Genomic DNA, 19400 nt, shown 5'->3' with positions numbered 1-19400 from the left:
TGTCTTAGAGGGACAATCGATGTCTAAAGAAAAGTTTGAACGTACAAAACCGCACGTTAATGTGGGTACTATCGGCCACGTTGACCATGGTAAAACTACCCTAACTGCTGCAATTACTACCGTACTGGCAAAAACTTACGGCGGTAGTGCTCGTGCATTCGACCAGATCGACAACGCTCCGGAAGAGAAAGCGCGTGGTATCACCATCAACACTTCACATGTTGAATATGACACCCCGTCACGTCACTATGCGCACGTTGACTGCCCAGGGCACGCCGACTACGTTAAAAACATGATCACTGGTGCTGCTCAGATGGACGGCGCTATTCTGGTTGTTGCTGCAACTGATGGCCCTATGCCACAGACTCGTGAGCACATCCTGTTAGGTCGTCAGGTGGGTGTTCCTTACATCCTAGTCTTCCTGAACAAGTGTGACATGGTTGACGATGAAGAGTTGCTGGAACTGGTAGAGATGGAAGTTCGTGAGTTGCTATCTCAATACGATTTCCCAGGCGATGACACTCCGGTTATTCGTGGTTCTGCGCTGAAAGCGCTGGAAGGCGAAGCTGAGTGGGAAGCAAAAATCATTGAGCTGGCTGAAGCATTGGATAGCTACATTCCACAGCCTGAGCGTGCGATTGATAAACCATTCTTGCTGCCAATCGAAGACGTATTCTCTATCTCTGGCCGTGGTACTGTCGTAACCGGTCGTGTAGAGCGCGGTATCGTTAAAGTTGGCGAAGAAGTTGAAATCGTTGGCATCATTGACACGATCAAAACCACTTGTACTGGCGTTGAAATGTTCCGCAAACTGCTGGACGAAGGCCGTGCTGGTGAGAACGTGGGTGTTCTACTGCGTGGTACTAAGCGTGATGACGTACAACGTGGACAGGTGCTGGCTAAACCAGGCTCTATCAAGCCACACACCAAATTTGAATCAGAGGTTTATATTCTGAGCAAAGATGAAGGCGGCCGCCATACTCCGTTCTTCAAAGGCTACCGTCCTCAGTTCTACTTCCGTACAACTGACGTGACCGGTACTATCGAACTGCCAGAAGGCGTAGAGATGGTGATGCCAGGTGATAACATTCAAATGATTGTTAACCTGATTGCTCCTATCGCAATGGATGACGGTCTGCGCTTCGCGATTCGTGAAGGTGGCCGGACCGTTGGTGCTGGCGTTGTTGCTAAAGTCATTGAATAAGATTTGACGCGACATGCGATAAAAGGGCATCATTTGATGCCCTTTTTCTACGTTGTCATACTAGAACCTATCTCATCAGCGGTTTTTTCATCATAATTACTGGTGAGATGGGCTCTGGAAGTACGGCGAATAGTGCTGAATGGTGCCGATTAGAGAGTCTCTAGAGCATCCTTCGGCTTGGTTTGCTTTGCGGTGCGAAGCAAAGTTGTTTGTTCTGAATCATAGTGACAGGTTGGTTTATGAGTGCGAATACCGAGGCTCCAGGGAGCGGACGCGGCCTGGAAACGGCTAAATGGCTAATCGTTGCTGTACTGTTAGTTGCAGCTATTGTTGGCAATTATTATTACCGTGATTTCAGCCTGCCGCTGCGTGCGTTGGCAGTTGTAGTAATTATCGCTGTTGCCGGTGCTGTTGCATTGATGACGGCAAAAGGCAAAGCCACTGTAGCGTTTGCTCGTGAAGCACGCACGGAAGTGCGTAAAGTGATTTGGCCTACCCGTCAGGAAACTCTGCACACGACGTTAATCGTTGCTGCGGTAACTGCTGTAATGTCACTGATTCTATGGGGGCTGGATGGTATTCTGGTCCGCTTGGTATCATTTATTACTGGCCTGAGGTTCTAAGATGTCTGAAGCACCCAAAAAGCGTTGGTACGTCGTTCAGGCGTTTTCCGGTTTTGAAGGCCGTGTAGCTCAATCGCTGCGCGAGCATATCAAGTTACATGACATGGAAGAGCTGTTTGGCGAAGTCATGGTTCCAACGGAAGAAGTCGTCGAAATTCGTGGCGGTCAACGTCGTAAAAGTGAACGTAAATTCTTCCCAGGCTATGTACTGGTTCAGATGGTGATGAACGATGCCAGCTGGCACTTAGTGCGTAGCGTACCACGTGTAATGGGCTTTATCGGTGGTACATCCGATCGCCCTGCGCCAATCAGTGATAAAGAAGTTGATGCGATTATGAATCGTCTTCAGCAAGTGGGTGATAAGCCACGTCCTAAAACACTGTTTGAGCCGGGTGAGTTGGTCCGTGTTAGCGATGGTCCGTTTGCAGACTTCAACGGTGTCGTCGAAGAAGTGGATTACGAAAAGAGCCGCTTGAAAGTGTCTGTTTCCATCTTTGGCCGTGCTACTCCGGTCGAACTGGATTTCAGTCAGGTAGAAAAAGGCTGATTCATTTTTCGCCAATGGTTGAAATTTGAGTCTTGTCTTGGGCGCGAAATTACAATATAATTTCGCGCCTTTTGTTTTTAGATGTCTTGCTTTTGCCATCAGTGGCAATAACAAGCGAGACAAAACACGGGGAGCCTCCAACGAGGCGTTACTACCCAAATCGAGGAAATCGTAAATGGCTAAGAAAGTACAAGCCTATGTCAAGCTGCAAGTTGCAGCTGGTATGGCGAACCCAAGTCCACCAGTTGGTCCAGCTCTGGGTCAGCAGGGTGTTAACATCATGGAATTCTGTAAAGCGTTCAATGCTAAGACTGAAAGCATTGAAAAAGGCCTGCCGATCCCTGTTGTTATTACAGTTTATTCTGACCGCTCTTTCACTTTCGTTACTAAAACCCCGCCAGCAGCAGTTCTGCTGAAAAAAGCGGCAGGTATTAAGTCTGGTTCCGGTAAGCCGAACAAAGACAAAGTAGGGACTGTGACCAGTGCTCAGGTCCGTGAAATCGCAGAAACCAAAGCTGCGGATATGACTGGTGCTGACGTTGACGCTATGATGCGTTCAATCGAAGGTACTGCTCGTTCCATGGGCCTGGTAGTGGAGGGTTAATAAATGGCTAAGCTGACCAAGCGCATGCGCGTGATCCGTGACAAAGTTGATGTTACTAAGCAATACGATATCAATGAAGCTGTTGCCCTGCTGAAAGAGCTGGCTACTGCTAAATTCGTAGAAAGCGTGGACGTTGCCGTTAACCTCGGTATCGATGCACGTAAATCTGACCAAAACGTTCGTGGCGCAACTGTGTTGCCACATGGTACTGGCCGTTCAGTACGCGTTGCTGTTTTCGCTCAGGGTGCAAACGCTGAAGCTGCGAAAGAAGCAGGCGCTGAATTGGTAGGTATGGACGACTTGGCTGACATGATCAAGAAAGGCGAAATGAACTTCGACGTTGTTATTGCTTCTCCGGATGCAATGCGCGTTGTAGGTCAATTGGGCCAGATCTTGGGTCCACGCGGCCTGATGCCTAACCCTAAAGTGGGTACTGTTACTCCTAACGTTGCTGAAGCAGTTAAGAATGCTAAAGCGGGTCAGGTTCGTTATCGCAACGACAAAAACGGTATTATCCACACTACCATTGGTAAAGTTGACTTCGACTCAGATAAGTTGAAAGAAAACTTAGAATCTCTGGTTGTTGCGCTGAAGCGTGCTAAACCTGCTACAGCGAAAGGCGTTTATATCAAGAAAATCAGCCTGTCCACTACCATGGGCGCCGGCGTTGCTATTGATCAAAGCGGCCTGACTGCAGTAGTGAACTAATCACTATTTGCTTTTATCGCTTTACGTGGGCGTAAGGTTTGTCTAGAATCTTACGCCCATGCTTCTGTTGACAGTATTTTTAATCAGCAGATAAACAGAATTTTTCGGTTGGAGCTTGGCCTTATCCAAGCCTCCGTCCAAGACCGCAGGTGTGCTTAACACATTTATGTTGAAAAACTCATGTGGCAAGACACTTAATTTCCTGCGTAGACGGTGACAGAACCTAAAGCATTTTTTTTTATAAAGAATTGCCTTTGCTGGATTCTGCTCACCGTGTTTCAACGCCTGTTCATTACGATTGAGTAATGTTTTGGGTGACGTGAGTTCCGGGGAATGATTCCCCGGTTAATCCAGGAGCAAGAACTAATGGCACTAAATCTTCAAGGCAAACAAGCGATTGTTGCTGAAGTTAAAGAAGTAGCCAAAGGTGCGCTGTCTGCGGTTGTTGCGGATTCTCGTGGCGTTACCGTTGATAAAATGACTGAACTGCGTAAAGCAGGTCGTGAAGCTGGCGTTCACATGCAAGTTGTTCGTAACACCTTGCTGCGTCGCATTGTTGAAGGCACTCCATTCGAATGCCTGAAAGACACGTTTGTTGGTCCAACCTTGATTGCATTCTCTTCAGAACACCCGGGCGCAGCTGCTCGTTTGTTCAAAGCATTTGCTAAAGATAATGCGAAATTTGAGGTTAAAGCAGCAGCCTTTGAAGGCGAGTTAATCCCTGCGGCTCAGATCGACCGCCTGGCAACTCTGCCAACCTACGAAGAAGCAATTGCGAAACTGATGGGAACCATGAAAGAAGCCGCTGCTGGCAAATTGGTTCGTACTCTGGCTGCGCTGCGTGATCAGAAAGAAGCTGCTTAATCGCCTTTTTTCTCCATCATTGCTTTTTAACGTATAAACTATTTCTGTATTTTAGGAACACTTGTTATGTCAACTATCACTAAAGACCAAATTCTGGAAGGCGTTGCAGCTCTGTCTGTAATGGAAATCGTTGAACTGATCTCTGCTATGGAAGAGAAATTCGGCGTTTCAGCTGCTGCTGTTGCTGCAGGTCCTGCTGCTGCTGCTGAAGCTGCAGAAGAACAAACTGAATTCAACGTTGTTCTGGCTTCATTCGGCGACAACAAAGTTGCAGTAATCAAAGCTGTTCGCGGTGCAACTGGCCTGGGCTTGAAAGAAGCTAAAGACCTGGTTGAATCTGCACCTGCAGTTCTGAAAGAAGGCGTGAACAAAGACGAAGCTGATTCTCTGAAAAAATCTCTGGAAGAAGCTGGTGCTTCTGTTGAGATCAAGTAAGTTAAGCTTTGAGTTTGCAGCCTAACTTATAGGCTGATGGCTGGTGACTTTTTAGTCATCAGCCTTTTTGCGCTGTAGGGCGTTAGTCGCATTTCACACTGTTTAGCGGCTAACTAACCCCCCAATATTCCTTTCTATTGACGACTTAATATACTGCGTTCTCAGCTACGACCCACTCGGGTAGCTCGGTAGTCAAAGTAACGCGATGAAATGGTTTAAGAGTGATAGAAAAGAGTATTCCGAGAAGTGTTTCGACTTCTCAGTCTAAATAATAGTGTTGCATGACCTGTCCTAGTTTAGGGCGGACAGAGTGGGTCACTGATCAGCGAGCTGAGGAACCCTATGGTTTACTCCTATACCGAGAAAAAACGTATTCGTAAGGATTTTGGTAAACGTCCACAAGTTCTGGACATACCTTATCTCCTTTCTATCCAACTTGACTCGTTTCAGAAGTTTATCGAGCAAGATCCCGAAGGGCAGTACGGCCTAGAAGCAGCATTCCGTTCTGTTTTTCCAATCCAGAGCTACAGCGGCAATTCGGAGCTGCAATACGTTAGCTACCGTCTTGGTGAGCCAGTATTTGACGTCAAAGAGTGCCAGATCCGTGGTGTGACTTATTCCGCACCGCTGCGCGTTAAACTGCGTCTGGTAATCTATGAGCGCGAAGCTCCGGAAGGTACGGTCAAAGACATCAAAGAACAAGAAGTCTACATGGGTGAAATTCCACTCATGACCGAGAACGGTACCTTTGTCATTAACGGTACTGAGAGGGTTATCGTATCTCAGCTGCACCGTAGTCCTGGCGTATTCTTTGACAGCGATAAGGGTAAAACCCATTCATCGGGTAAAGTGCTGTATAACGCGCGTATCATCCCTTACCGCGGTTCATGGTTAGATTTCGAGTTTGACCCGAAAGACAACCTGTTTGTCCGTATTGACCGTCGTCGTAAATTGCCGGCAACCATCATTCTGCGTGCATTGAATTTCACCACTGCACAGATCTTGGATCTGTTCTTTGAGAAAGTGGTCTTTGAGATTCGTGACAACAAGCTGCAGATGGAATTGGTTCCAGAGCGTCTGCGCGGTGAAACGGCATCCTTTGATATTGAAGCGAATGGCAAAGTTTACGTCGAGAAAGCGCGTCGTATTACTGCACGTCATATTCGCCAGCTTGAAAAAGACGGTATTGACCGCATCGAAGTTCCAGTTGAATACATTGCTGGCAAAGTCGTAGCAAAAGACTACATCGATGAGAACACCGGTGAGCTTATCTGTGCAGCCAACATGGAGCTGTCACTGGATCTGCTGGCTAAGTTAAGCCAAGCGGGCCACAAGCAAATCGAAACATTGTTCACCAACGACTTGGATCACGGTGCTTATATCTCCGAGACCCTGCGTGTTGATCCAACCAGTGATCGTCTGAGCGCTTTGGTTGAGATCTACCGCATGATGCGTCCTGGTGAACCACCAACTCGCGAAGCAGCTGAAAATCTGTTTGAGAACCTGTTCTTCTCTGAAGACCGCTACGATTTGTCTGCGGTTGGCCGGATGAAGTTCAACCGTTCACTGCTGCGTGACGAGATCGAAGGTTCCGGTATCCTGAGCAAAGAAGACATCACTGAAGTGATGAAAAAGCTCATCGATATCCGTAACGGTAAAGGCGAAGTGGATGATATTGACCACTTAGGCAACCGTCGTATTCGTTCTGTTGGTGAAATGGCTGAAAACCAGTTCCGTGTGGGTCTGGTTCGTGTTGAGCGTGCGGTTAAAGAGCGTCTGTCTCTGGGCGATCTCGACACGCTGATGCCTCAGGACATGATCAACGCCAAGCCTATCTCGGCTGCGGTGAAAGAGTTCTTTGGTTCTAGCCAGTTGTCACAATTTATGGACCAGAACAACCCGTTGTCTGAGATTACGCACAAACGTCGTATCTCTGCATTGGGCCCGGGTGGTTTGACCCGTGAACGTGCTGGCTTTGAAGTTCGAGACGTACACCCGACTCACTACGGTCGCGTATGTCCAATCGAAACGCCAGAAGGTCCAAACATCGGTCTGATCAACTCCTTGTCCGTGTACGCACAGACCAATGAGTATGGTTTCTTGGAAACTCCGTATCGTCGCGTTCGTGATGGTGTGGTGACCGATGAAATTAACTATCTGTCTGCTATTGAAGAAGGCAACTTCGTTATCGCTCAGGCGAACTCCAACTTGGACGAAGATGGCCGCTTCATCGAAGACTTAGTCACTTGTCGTAGCAAAGGCGAATCAAGCCTGTTCAGCCGCGACCAAGTTGACTACATGGACGTTTCCACTCAACAGGTGGTGTCCGTTGGTGCTTCTCTGATTCCATTCTTGGAACACGATGACGCCAACCGCGCCTTGATGGGTGCGAACATGCAACGTCAGGCGGTTCCTACTCTGCGTGCTGATAAGCCGCTGGTTGGTACCGGTATGGAACGTGCAGTAGCGGTTGACTCAGGGGTAACTTCTGTAGCCAAACGTGGCGGTACAGTTCAATACGTTGATGCATCTCGTATCGTGATTAAAGTTAACGAAGACGAAATGTATCCGGGCGAAGCAGGTATTGATATTTATAACCTGACCAAATACACCCGTTCTAACCAGAACACCTGTATCAACCAGATGCCGTGTGTGAATCTGGGTGAGCCTATCGAGCGCGGCGACGTGCTGGCAGATGGCCCATCAACAGATCTGGGTGAACTGGCATTGGGTCAGAACATGCGCGTAGCGTTCATGCCTTGGAACGGTTACAACTTCGAAGACTCCATCTTGGTCTCCGAGCGCGTGGTTCAAGAAGATCGCTTCACGACTATCCATATTCAGGAATTGGCATGTGTGTCTCGTGACACCAAGTTAGGGCCTGAAGAGATCACTGCTGATATCCCGAACGTGGGTGAAGCTGCGCTCTCTAAACTGGATGAATCCGGTATCGTGTATATCGGTGCTGAAGTGACTGGCGGTGACATTCTGGTTGGTAAGGTAACACCTAAAGGTGAAACCCAACTGACACCAGAAGAGAAACTGTTACGTGCGATCTTCGGTGAGAAAGCGTCTGATGTTAAAGACTCTTCTCTGCGTGTACCAAACGGTGTTTCCGGTACGGTTATTGATGTGCAGGTCTTTACTCGCGACGGCGTAGAAAAAGACAAACGTGCGTTAGAAATCGAAGAGATGCAACTGAAGCAGGCTAAGAAAGACCTGACTGAAGAGTTGCAGATCTTGGAAGCGGGCCTGTTTGCACGTATCCATGCAGTACTGGTTTCTGGTGGCATCGAAGCTGACAAGCTGAGCAAATTACCACGTGATCGCTGGCTGGAACTTGGCCTGACCGACGAAGACAAGCAAAACCAGTTGGAACAGTTGGCAGAGCAGTACGACGAAATGAAATCCGAATTCGAGAAGAAGATGGATGCCAAGCGTCGTAAGATCACCCAAGGCGATGATTTGGCACCCGGCGTGCTGAAGATCGTCAAGGTGTATCTGGCCGTTAAACGTCAGATTCAACCGGGTGACAAGATGGCCGGTCGTCACGGTAACAAAGGTGTTATCTCTAAGATTAACCCGATCGAAGATATGCCTTACGATGAAAACGGTACGCCGGTAGACATCGTTCTGAACCCGCTGGGCGTACCATCGCGTATGAACATCGGTCAGATTTTGGAAACCCACTTGGGGATGGCAGCGAAAGGTATCGGCGAGAAAATCAACGCCATGCTGAAGAAGCAGGAAGAAGTTGCCAAACTGCGTGAGTTTATCCAGAAAGCCTACGATCTGGGCGATAGCGTTTGTCAGAAAGTTGATCTGAGCACCTTCAGCGATGACGAAGTACTGCGTCTGGCAGAGAACCTGAAAAAAGGTATGCCAATCGCAACACCAGTCTTCGATGGTGCAACAGAGAAAGAAATCAAGGAACTGTTACAGCTGGGTGGCCTGCCAACTTCTGGTCAGATTACTCTGTTTGACGGCCGTACCGGCGAGCAATTCGAACGTCAGGTTACTGTCGGCTACATGTACATGCTGAAACTGAACCACTTGGTTGATGACAAGATGCATGCGCGTTCTACCGGTTCTTACAGCCTGGTTACTCAGCAGCCGCTGGGTGGTAAGGCTCAGTTCGGTGGTCAGCGCTTCGGTGAGATGGAAGTGTGGGCGTTGGAAGCTTATGGCGCCGCGTACACCTTGCAGGAAATGCTTACCGTCAAGTCTGACGATGTAAACGGCCGTACCAAGATGTACAAAAACATCGTGGATGGCGATCACCGTATGGAACCGGGCATGCCGGAGTCCTTCAACGTATTGTTGAAAGAAATCCGCTCGCTGGGCATCAATATCGAGCTGGAAGAAGAGTAATTCTTCTCCAGACGGCAGGCTCTCATAGCCGGGAGTCTGCTGGTGGTTCGCACTGGTCACAGGGGCGCTCAAACTTAGGTTTGGGCGCCTATCAGGTCTAACTCCGACAGGAGCCAATCCGTGAAAGACTTATTAAAGTTTCTGAAAGCGCAAACTAAGACCGAAGAGTTTGATGCGATCAAAATTGCTCTGGCCTCGCCAGACATGATCCGTTCATGGTCGTTCGGTGAAGTTAAAAAGCCGGAAACCATTAACTACCGTACGTTCAAACCAGAACGTGACGGCCTTTTCTGCGCCCGTATCTTTGGCCCAGTAAAAGATTACGAATGCCTGTGCGGTAAGTACAAGCGTTTGAAACACCGCGGTGTTATTTGTGAGAAATGCGGCGTTGAAGTGACTCAAACCAAAGTACGCCGTGAGCGTATGGGTCACATCGAGCTGGCGTCTCCAACTGCGCACATCTGGTTCCTGAAATCGTTGCCATCTCGCATCGGTTTGCTGCTGGATATGCCATTACGTGACATCGAACGTGTACTGTACTTCGAATCCTATGTGGTGGTTGAAGGCGGTATGACCAACTTAGAACGTCGCCAGATCCTGACTGAAGAGCAGTATCTGGATGCGTTGGAAGAGTTTGGTGATGAGTTCGACGCGAAAATGGGCGCCGAAGCTATTCAGGCCCTGTTGAAAAACATGGATCTGGAAGCGGAATGCGAGATCCTGCGTGAAGAATTAAACGAAACAAATTCTGAAACCAAGCGTAAGAAGCTGACCAAGCGTATCAAGTTGCTGGAAGCGTTCGTACAGTCTGGCAACAAGCCAGAGTGGATGATCCTGACCGTGCTGCCTGTGCTGCCGCCAGATCTGCGCCCATTGGTTCCGCTGGACGGCGGTCGCTTTGCGACATCTGACCTGAACGATTTGTATCGTCGCGTGATCAACCGTAACAACCGTCTGAAACGCCTGCTGGACTTGGCTGCTCCTGACATCATCGTACGTAACGAAAAGCGTATGCTGCAAGAAGCAGTAGATGCATTGCTGGATAACGGCCGTCGCGGTCGTGCTATTACCGGCTCTAACAAGCGTCCGTTGAAGTCACTGGCTGACATGATCAAAGGTAAGCAAGGTCGTTTCCGTCAGAACTTGCTGGGTAAACGTGTTGACTACTCAGGTCGTTCGGTTATTACCGTTGGTCCATACCTGCGTCTGCATCAGTGCGGTCTGCCTAAGAAAATGGCTCTTGAGCTGTTTAAACCGTTCATTTACGGCAAGTTGGAATTGCGTGGTCTTGCTACCACCATTAAAGCTGCCAAGAAGATGGTTGAGCGTGAAGAAGCGGTTGTTTGGGATATTCTGGATGAAGTTATCCGCGAACACCCAGTACTGCTGAACCGTGCACCAACCCTTCACCGTTTGGGTATCCAGGCGTTTGAACCGGTTCTGATCGAAGGTAAAGCAATCCAGTTGCACCCACTGGTTTGTGCGGCATATAACGCCGACTTCGATGGTGACCAAATGGCTGTTCACGTACCGCTGACACTGGAAGCTCAGTTAGAAGCGCGTGCGTTGATGATGTCGACCAACAACATCCTGTCACCAGCGAACGGCGAGCCAATCATCGTTCCTTCTCAGGACGTTGTATTGGGTCTGTATTACATGACCCGCGACTGTGTTAACGCTAAAGGCGAAGGCATGGTACTGACTGGCCCGAAAGAAGCGGAGCGTATTTATCGCGCTGGCTTGGCATCTCTGCATGCCCGGGTAAAAGTCCGTATTACTGAAGAAATTCGTAATACCGAAGGCGAAAGCACTTCGCGTACCAGCATCATCGATACGACTATTGGCCGTGCTATTTTGTGGATGATCGTCCCGAAAGGCCTGCCTTACTCTATCGTTAACCAGCCGCTGGGCAAAAAAGCAATTTCCAAGATGCTGAACACTTGTTACCGCATCCTGGGCTTGAAACCAACGGTTATCTTTGCTGACCAGATCATGTACACCGGTTTTGCTTATGCAGCACGCTCAGGCGCGTCTGTAGGCATCGATGACATGGTTATCCCAGAAGCGAAAGCAGGGATCATCGAAGAAGCTGAAACTGAAGTTGCCGAGATCCAGGAACAGTTCCAATCCGGTCTGGTAACAGCAGGCGAACGTTATAACAAAGTGATCGATATCTGGGCCGCGGCTAACGAACGTGTTGCCAAGGCGATGATGGATAACTTGTCTGTTGAAGATGTTGTCAACCGTGACGGCGTTGTCGAACAGCAGGTGTCTTTCAACAGCATCTTTATGATGGCCGACTCCGGTGCGCGTGGTTCTGCTGCACAGATTCGTCAGCTGGCAGGGATGCGTGGCCTGATGGCTAAGCCAGATGGTTCGATCATTGAAACGCCAATCACCGCGAACTTCCGTGAAGGTTTGAACGTACTTCAGTACTTCATCTCAACCCACGGTGCGCGTAAAGGTTTGGCGGATACCGCATTGAAAACTGCGAACTCCGGTTACCTGACTCGTCGTTTGGTTGACGTGGCACAGGATCTGGTGGTGACTGAGGACGATTGTGGTACCCATAACGGTATCGTGATGACCCCGGTTATCGAAGGTGGTGATGTTAAAGAGCCACTGCGTGATCGTGTACTGGGTCGTGTGACCGCAGAAGAAGTTATCAAGCCGGGTACGGCTGATATTCTGGTTCCGCGTAACACCCTGCTGGACGAAAAATGGTGTGATCTGTTAGAAGAAAACTCCGTCGACAGCGTTAAAGTTCGCTCCGTAGTAAGCTGTGAAACTGACTTCGGTGTGTGTGCTAACTGCTATGGTCGCGACCTGGCACGTGGCCACATCATCAACAAAGGTGAAGCAGTTGGTGTTATTGCAGCACAGTCCATCGGTGAGCCGGGTACCCAGCTGACGATGCGTACGTTCCACATCGGTGGTGCGGCATCTCGTGCGGCAGCAGAATCTAGTATCCAGGTTAAGAACAAAGGTAGCTTGAAACTGAGCAACGCCAAGTTCGTTACCAATGCAGCTGGCAAGCTGGTGATTACTTCTCGTAACACTGAGCTGAAGCTGATCGACGAATTCGGCCGTACTAAAGAAAGCTACAAAGTGCCTTACGGTGCTGTCATGGGTAAAGGCGATGGTGCAGAAGTTCAGGGCGGCGAAACCGTTGCTAACTGGGATCCGCACATCATGCCAGTTGTGACCGAAGTGAGCGGTTTCATTCGCTTCGCGGACATGGTTGACGGCCAGACCATTACTCGCCAGACCGACGAACTGACTGGTTTGTCTTCTCTGGTCGTACTGGACAGCGCAGAACGTACCGGTAGCGGTAAAGACCTGCGTCCGGCACTGAAAATTGTTGATGCCAAAGGCGACGACGTATTGATCCCAGGTACAGATATGCCTGCTCAGTACTTCCTGCCAGGTAAAGCGATTGTTCAGCTGGAAGACGGTATTCAGATCGGTGCGGGTGATACCTTGGCGCGTATTCCTCAGGAATCAAGCGGTACCAAGGATATTACCGGTGGTCTGCCACGTGTTGCTGACTTGTTCGAAGCACGTCGTCCGAAAGAGCCTGCAATCCTGGCTGAAATCAGCGGGATCATCTCGTTCGGTAAAGAGACCAAAGGCAAGCGTCGTCTGGTGATTTCACCGTTAGATGGTAGCGATGCATACGAAGAGATGATTCCTAAGTGGCGTCAGCTCAACGTGTTCGAAGGTGAAGTTGTAGAACGCGGTGACGTGGTTTCCGACGGCCCAGAATCTCCACACGATATTCTGCGTCTGCGTGGCGTTCACGCCGTGACCCGTTACATCACCAACGAAGTGCAGGAAGTTTACCGTCTGCAAGGCGTTAAGATTAACGATAAACACATTGAAGTTATCGTTCGTCAGATGCTGCGTAAAGGCACCATCGTTGATGCAGGTAGCACCGACTTCTTGGAAGGCGAGCAGGCAGAAATGTCTCGCGTTAAAATCGCTAACCGTAAGCTGGCAGCTGAAGGCAAAATCGAGGCTACGTTCACACGTGACCTGCTGGGTATCACCAAGGCATCCTTGGCGACCGAATCCTTCATCTCTGCGGCTTCGTTCCAAGAAACCACACGTGTTCTTACTGAAGCGGCTGTTGCCGGTAAACGTGATGAACTGCGTGGCCTGAAAGAAAACGTCATCGTTGGCCGTCTGATCCCAGCCGGTACTGGTTATGCTTATCACCAGGATCGTATGCGTCGCAAAGCTCTGGGTGAAGTTCCAGTGGCTCCGCAAGTTAGCGCGGATGAAGCGACTGCTAACCTGGCTGAATTGCTCAACGCTGGTTTTGGTAACAGCAAAGACTAATCTCTTTGTTCGTCACCAACGTAAAAACCGCTCCTTTCGGGGCGGTTTTTTTTTGCTTATTTTTCAGGACGAAAACACGGAGTCTAGGAAAGAGATCGGCCTAAATGACGGTCCCAATCTTTCCAGACTGGCTGTAGCCCAGAAAGTGTCAATGCCTGTGCAACCTGCTCTGGAGTCCGATTATCATGCGGAGCAAACTGTTCAAGCTCCGGGTGATTATCTGCATATCCTCCCGGCTGAGTTTTCGAGCCTGCACTGACATTATTAATCGCCACCGGAATCACGTTATCGCGGAAGAAAGGTGATTCGCGGGTCGATAAGGACAATTCCACATCTGGCGCAAACAGGCGAAAAGCACAAATCAATTGCAGCAGTTGTGGCTCACTCATCAGAGAGGCGGGTTCAATGCCCCCGGCGCAAGGCCGTAAACGCGGGAACGAGATAGAATAGCGGCTCTGCCAGTAAGTTTGTTGCAGGTAGAACAGATGTTCCGCCAGCATGTAGCAGTCAGTGCGCCAACTGTTTGATAGCCCAATTAAAGCACCTAATCCGATCTTATCGATCCCCGCACGTCCCAAGCGATCCGGCGTTGCTAGCCGCCAGTGAAAATCTTGTTTCTGGCCGCGTAAATGGTGTTGTTGATAAGTGGCCGGATGATAGGTTTCTTGATAAACCATCACGCCGTCTAATCCCAGAGTTTTTAGTTCCGCATATTCTGCTTCAGCCAATGGTTGAACTTCCATCATCAGTGAGCTGAATTGGCTGCGGATCGTCGGGAAATGGCGGCGAAAGTAGTCCATCCCGACTTTTGCCTGATGCTCTCCAGTGACCAATAGCAAGTGTTCGAAGCCCAGCGCTTTGATGGCTTCACACTCACGAATGATTTCCGCCTCATCCAAGGTTTTGCGCTTAATGCGATTACTCATTGAAAAACCACAATAAGTACAATCATTGGCACACAGATTAGAGAGATAAAGCGGCACATAAAAACTGACGGTATTGCCAAAGCGCTGGCGAGTCAGTTGTTGTGCTTTTTGCGCCATGGGTTCCAAATAGGCTAATGCTGCGGGTGAAATTAAAGCCATCAAATCATCGCGAGTGGGTTTAATCGCATTTATCGCCCGTTCAACATCCACGGCAGTCTTGCTGTTGATGCGCAGTGAGATATCGTCCCAATCTAATTGCCGCCAACGCTGAGTGAAGTCTTCAGACATGACTGTTTTCCTCAAGCAGACTAAGGAAACCAGTCAAGGGGCTGGTGGCATTGGCTTGTCGTTGGCTCGGGCCTAAACCAGCATGTCGTGCTAAGGTGCCCGCTTCAACGGCCAGCCGGAATGCTTGCGCCATGTGTACTGGTGAGTGAGCAACAGCAATGGCGGTATTCACCAAAACGGCATCAGCGCCCAACTCAATCGCCTCAAGAGCGTGGCTGGGTGCCCCAATTCCGGCATCCACCACGACCGGGACTTTCGCTTGCTCAATGATGATTTGCAGAAAGTCGCGAGTGCGTAGTCCCAAATTTGAGCCAATGGGCGCTCCCAGTGGCATCACGGCAGCACAGCCAACCTCTTCCAATCGCTTACATAATACCGGGTCAGCGCCGCAGTAAGGCAAAACGACAAAACCCTCTTTCACCAGTGTTTCGGCAGCTTTCAGGGTTTCTATTGGGTCTGGTAGCAAATACTTCACATCCGGATGAATCTCCAGTTTCACCCAATGGGTGCCCAGTGCTTCTCGTGCCAGTCGAGCGGCGAAAACCGCTTCCTGTGCAGTTTTTGCTCCAGAGGTATTAGGTAGTAAGCGCACCCCTAATTGGCGTAACGGCGCCAGAATGGCATCGTTACCGGCGTGGAGGTCCACGCGTTTCATTGCCATAGTGACCAACTGAGAGCCAGAGGCTTGCAGTGCTTCCAGCATTAATTCAGCGGTGGCAAATTTGCCCGTCCCGGTAAATAGACGCGAGGTAAATGTGGTATCGGCGATTTTCAGCATGTTAGCCCCCGGCAATCGCTTGGAATAGCAAAATGTTATCTCCCTCGCATAGCTGGCATTCTTCCCAGTGACAGCGGGGGATGATGACTTGATTAATCGCCAGTGCGGTACCCGGCTGGTGGCGATTTAGCTGATTGAGCAGCTTGTCAGCGGTGATATCAGTCTCAACCTCTAACGGTTGGTCGTTGAGCACAATGCGCATGTGGTTTGTTGTCACCATCCACCTCCACAGACGGGGCAATGTACTGCCCGTGTCAGTTGCAAAGTGCTCCAGCTTTGTTGCTTACCATCGAATAACCGCAATTTGCCGTTTAATGGCGAAGGCAGTCCTGCCAACATTTTGATGGCTTCGAGAGCTTGCAAGGTGCCAATCACCCCCACAACAGGCCCTAATACACCGGCTGTACGGCAGTTTCGCTGTGGCAGTTCTTTATCTGGATAAAGGCAGGCGTAGCAACCATAGGAGTAAGGCGGCTCTATCACCAGCAACTGCCCACTAAACCCCACCGCACTGCCACTGATTAATGGCTTTTGCGCAGTGATGCAGGCTGCATTCACTTGATGGCGTGTTTCCATGTTGTCACTGCAATCAAGCACCAAATCAACGCCAGCGACGGCATCAATCAATGCTTTCCCCGCCAGTCGTGTATCAAATGCAATCGCTTCGATCAGTGGGTTGAGGTTTTGCAGATGACGTTGTGCTAACCGGGCCTTATTTTTACTGTCCGGGGTCTGGCTGATATCGGTGGTGCGGTACAGAATTTGACGTTGTAAATTAGTCAATTCGAGCTGGTCATCGTCAGCCAATAGCAAGCGGCCCACACCGGCTGCCGCCAGATACAATGCCGCGGGGGAACCCAGCCCACCCAGCCCTATGATCAACACACTGGCACTTTTTAGCTGCAATTGGCCTTCAGGGCCAATGTCTTCGAGCAATAATTGGCGGCTATAGCGCAAGAATTCGCTGTCATTCAGTTCATGCGTGTTTATCATCATTTAGCCTCTTGCCTTCAATCAGGTGCAGCAATTGTGCGGTCGCCTGCTGCCAGTCATCGGCCTGAGTAATGGCGCTGACTACCGCTACACCGCCGACACCGGTTGCCAACACGGCAGGAACGCGCGCAATACTGATACCGCCGATAGCGACGGTGGGGTAATCAGGAGTGTTGTCGACCATCTGCTTGAGCACTGATAGCCCCTGTGGTGCTGACGGCATCTGTTTAGTCTGTGTCGGGAAGATATGACCCATAGCGATATAGGAGGGGCGTACAGCTTTGGCGATTGCCAGTTCATGTGCATCGTGAGTAGAGACGCCCAGCCGTAATCCGGCCTGCTGAATGGCGGCTAAATCAGTGGTTTCCAGATCTTCCTGCCCCAGATGCACGCCATAAGCGCCATGTTTAATCGCCAGCCGCCAGTAATCATTGATAAATAGGCGTGCTTTATAGCGTTCACCTAATTCAATCGCGGCTGCAATGTCTTGCTCGACTTGTGCGTCAGCTAAATCTTTAATACGTAATTGGATGGTGGTTACGCCGACTGCCAGCAGCCGTTCTATCCACAACAGTGAGTCAACGACCGGATATAGGCCGAGATACTGTTGGGTTGCAGGGAAACCTTTCTCCGCGGAAAAGGAAGCATGATTAGATGGGTTCATTATTGGCCTCTGCTTTTAGATTGGCTGGGCTATGGTATAGCTCACTGCCACGGGAGCGGAACTCGGCTGACATCTGTTCCATACCTGATTGTTGATTTTGCCGTGAGGGCTGGAGCTGGATTGTTTGAGTCTCTGCCTCTTGGGCTGCGGCATAGTCACGCACTTCCTGAGAAATTTTCATCGAGCAGAATTTCGGCCCACACATGGAGCAGAAATGGGCAACTTTGCCTGACTCTTGCGGCAGAGTTTCATCGTGGTAAGCACGAGCAGTTTCAGGGTCCAGTGCCAGATTGAACTGATCTTCCCAGCGGAATTCGAAGCGAGCTTTTGACATGGCATTATCGCGGATCTGTGCGCCGGGGTGGCCTTTCGCTAAATCTGCAGCATGGGCGGCAATTTTATAAGTAATAAGGCCTTGCTTTACATCATCTTTATTGGGCAGGCCAAGATGTTCTTTTGGCGTGACATAACACAACATGGCGCAACCAAACCAGCCGATCATCGCCGCACCAATACCTGATGTGAAATGATCATAACCCGGGGCGATATCCGTGGTGAGTGGCCCTAGTGTATAAAATGGCGCTTCGTGGCAGTGTTCCAGTTCTTCGGTCATGTTGCGGTGAATCATCTGCATCGGTACATGTCCGGGGCCTTCGATCATTACCTGCACATCATATTCCCAAGCAATCTTGGTTAATTCTCCCAAGGTGTGTAACTCAGCAAATTGGGCTTCATCATTGGCATCTTGAATAGAACCAGGGCGCAGGCCATCACCCAGTGATAATGAAACGTCATAGGCGGCACAAATCTGGCAAATCTCACGGAAATGCTGATAGAGGAAATTTTCCTGATGATGGGAGAGACACCATTTCGCCATAATTGACCCACCACGGGAAACAATCCCGGTCAGTCGCTTGGCAGTCATCGGCACATAACGCAATAATACGCCGGCATGAATAGTGAAGTAGTCAACCCCTTGCTCTGCTTGCTCTAACAAGGTATCGCGGAACATTTCCCAAGTTAGGTTTTCTGCTACGCCGTTGACTTTTTCCAGTGCTTGATAGATGGGTACGGTGCCAATGGGGACCGGACTATTACGCAAGATCCATTCACGAGTTTCATGAATATAGCGGCCGGTGGATAAATCCATCACAGTATCCGCGCCCCAGCGAGTGGACCATACCAATTTCTCCACTTCTTCTTCAATAGAGGAGGTCACGGCAGAGTTGCCGATATTGGCGTTCACTTTTACCAAAAAGTTACGGCCAATAATCATGGGTTCAGATTCGGGGTGGTTGATATTGGCGGGGATAATCGCACGCCCAGCGGCGACCTCCTGACGAACAAACTCCGGCGTGATGTTTTCCGGTAAATTGGCACCAAAGGCTTGTCCCGGGTGCTGGTGGCGTAACACTTCGCCACGAATCCGCTCACGGCCCATATTTTCTCGTAGGGCAATAAATTCCATCTCCGGCGTCACTTTACCGGCTCTGGCGTAATGCAGTTGTGTAACACATTTGCCATCAATAGCTTTTTTAGGGCGCGGGAGATGTTCAAAGCGCAAATGGTCCAAACCTTCATCTGCCAAACGTTGCTGGGTAAAACCAGAGCTGACGGAGGCCAGTGCTTCAGTATCCTGACGATCCGCTATCCAGCTATCACGCAATTTGGGTAAACCGGTGTGGACATCCAATTTTGCGTTCGGGTCGCCATAAGGGCCGGAGGTGTCATAAACCGGAATCGCTTCGTTATCTTCGTAGCGTGGGGAGTCTTTACTGCCGCCAATCAACGTTGGACTGAGTTGGATCTCCCGCATCGGAACTTGGATATCGGCCCGTGAGCCTTGCAGGTAAATACGTTGAGAATTGGGGAAAGTTACCCCTTGTAGGGTATCGATAAACTGTTGAGCTTCTTCGCGCACTTGCTTGCGGGGAATAGCATGGCGTGGGTGTGATGCACTTTGAGTTGTATTATTAGACATAGCAAATTCCTACCAGTGTGGTTTATAGGGAAAATTGCTTGTCTGGAGCTTGGCGGGAGTAACGATGTTGGCC

15 protein-coding genes are annotated in these 19400 nt (G+C 49.8%); 9 read left to right on the top strand and 6 right to left on the bottom strand.

The window, feature by feature from the left end; genetic code table 11:
- Positions 1-19 precede the first annotated feature (19 nt).
- The 9 genes from tuf (at position 20) to rpoC (ending at position 13697) form a co-directional block, all read left to right on the top strand.
- Positions 20-1204: an elongation factor Tu gene (gene tuf / locus ACIOG0_RS20320; protein WP_004712401.1), complete on the top strand. Its 1185-nt coding sequence runs from the start codon at positions 20-22 to the stop codon at positions 1202-1204.
- A gap of 239 nt (positions 1205-1443) precedes the next feature.
- Complete coding sequence (gene secE, locus ACIOG0_RS20315) at positions 1444-1827, top strand: preprotein translocase subunit SecE (RefSeq protein ID WP_004704671.1); 384 nt, start codon at positions 1444-1446, stop codon at positions 1825-1827.
- A 1-nt stretch (position 1828) separates the two neighbouring features.
- Complete coding sequence (gene nusG, locus ACIOG0_RS20310) at positions 1829-2374, top strand: transcription termination/antitermination protein NusG (protein ID WP_002210671.1); 546 nt, start codon at positions 1829-1831, stop codon at positions 2372-2374.
- Positions 2375-2549: 175 nt separating this feature from the next.
- The gene (rplK, locus tag ACIOG0_RS20305) at positions 2550-2978 is read left to right on the top strand and encodes a 50S ribosomal protein L11 (protein WP_004704678.1); all 429 of its coding nucleotides are present in this window, start codon (positions 2550-2552) and stop codon (positions 2976-2978) included.
- Between the two features lie 3 nt (positions 2979-2981).
- On the top strand, positions 2982-3686 hold the full coding sequence (gene rplA, locus ACIOG0_RS20300) for a 50S ribosomal protein L1 (RefSeq protein ID WP_050101908.1): 705 nt from the start codon (positions 2982-2984) through the stop codon (positions 3684-3686).
- 366 nt (positions 3687-4052) lie between these two features.
- Entirely contained in the window at positions 4053-4550 is a 498-nt protein-coding gene (rplJ, locus tag ACIOG0_RS20295; RefSeq protein ID WP_004712405.1) for a 50S ribosomal protein L10, read from the top strand.
- 66 nt (positions 4551-4616) lie between these two features.
- Positions 4617-4985 (top strand): 50S ribosomal protein L7/L12, encoded by a 369-nt coding sequence (rplL, locus tag ACIOG0_RS20290; protein WP_050101909.1) that lies wholly within the window; start codon positions 4617-4619, stop codon positions 4983-4985.
- Positions 4986-5327: 342 nt separating this feature from the next.
- Positions 5328-9356 (top strand): DNA-directed RNA polymerase subunit beta, encoded by a 4029-nt coding sequence (gene rpoB, locus ACIOG0_RS20285; RefSeq protein WP_145525097.1) that lies wholly within the window; start codon positions 5328-5330, stop codon positions 9354-9356.
- A 120-nt stretch (positions 9357-9476) separates the two neighbouring features.
- The gene (gene rpoC, locus ACIOG0_RS20280; RefSeq protein ID WP_050101910.1) at positions 9477-13697 is read left to right on the top strand and encodes a DNA-directed RNA polymerase subunit beta'; all 4221 of its coding nucleotides are present in this window, start codon (positions 9477-9479) and stop codon (positions 13695-13697) included.
- An 83-nt stretch (positions 13698-13780) separates the two neighbouring features.
- Here rpoC and thiH read toward each other — a convergent pair whose 3' ends face one another.
- The 6 genes from thiH to thiC are packed head-to-tail and all read right to left on the bottom strand — an operon-like array spanning position 13781 to position 19327.
- Positions 13781-14911, bottom strand: a complete 1131-nt coding sequence (gene thiH / locus ACIOG0_RS20275) for a 2-iminoacetate synthase ThiH (protein ID WP_050101911.1) — start codon at positions 14909-14911, stop codon at positions 13781-13783.
- A complete protein-coding gene (locus ACIOG0_RS20270; RefSeq protein WP_050101912.1) occupies positions 14904-15689 on the bottom strand; it encodes a thiazole synthase in 786 nt (261 codons plus the stop codon). Before ACIOG0_RS20270 ends, thiH begins: the two co-directional genes overlap by 8 nt.
- A gap of 1 nt (position 15690) precedes the next feature.
- Positions 15691-15906 (bottom strand): sulfur carrier protein ThiS, encoded by a 216-nt coding sequence (thiS, locus tag ACIOG0_RS20265; RefSeq protein ID WP_050101923.1) that lies wholly within the window; start codon positions 15904-15906, stop codon positions 15691-15693.
- Complete coding sequence (locus tag ACIOG0_RS20260; RefSeq protein ID WP_145581942.1) at positions 15903-16682, bottom strand: HesA/MoeB/ThiF family protein; 780 nt, start codon at positions 16680-16682, stop codon at positions 15903-15905. Before ACIOG0_RS20260 ends, thiS begins: the two co-directional genes overlap by 4 nt.
- Complete coding sequence (gene thiE, locus ACIOG0_RS20255; protein ID WP_050101913.1) at positions 16666-17346, bottom strand: thiamine phosphate synthase; 681 nt, start codon at positions 17344-17346, stop codon at positions 16666-16668. Before thiE ends, ACIOG0_RS20260 begins: the two co-directional genes overlap by 17 nt.
- On the bottom strand, positions 17333-19327 hold the full coding sequence (thiC, locus tag ACIOG0_RS20250) for a phosphomethylpyrimidine synthase ThiC (protein ID WP_050101914.1): 1995 nt from the start codon (positions 19325-19327) through the stop codon (positions 17333-17335). Before thiC ends, thiE begins: the two co-directional genes overlap by 14 nt.
- Positions 19328-19400: the final 73 nt, after the last annotated feature.

The organism is Yersinia vastinensis, assembly GCF_044905075.1.
GTDB lineage: Bacteria > Pseudomonadota > Gammaproteobacteria > Enterobacterales > Enterobacteriaceae > Yersinia > Yersinia vastinensis.
The sequence above is the reverse complement of the archived record's forward strand: the minus strand, read 5'-3'. Positions and strand labels throughout refer to the sequence as shown.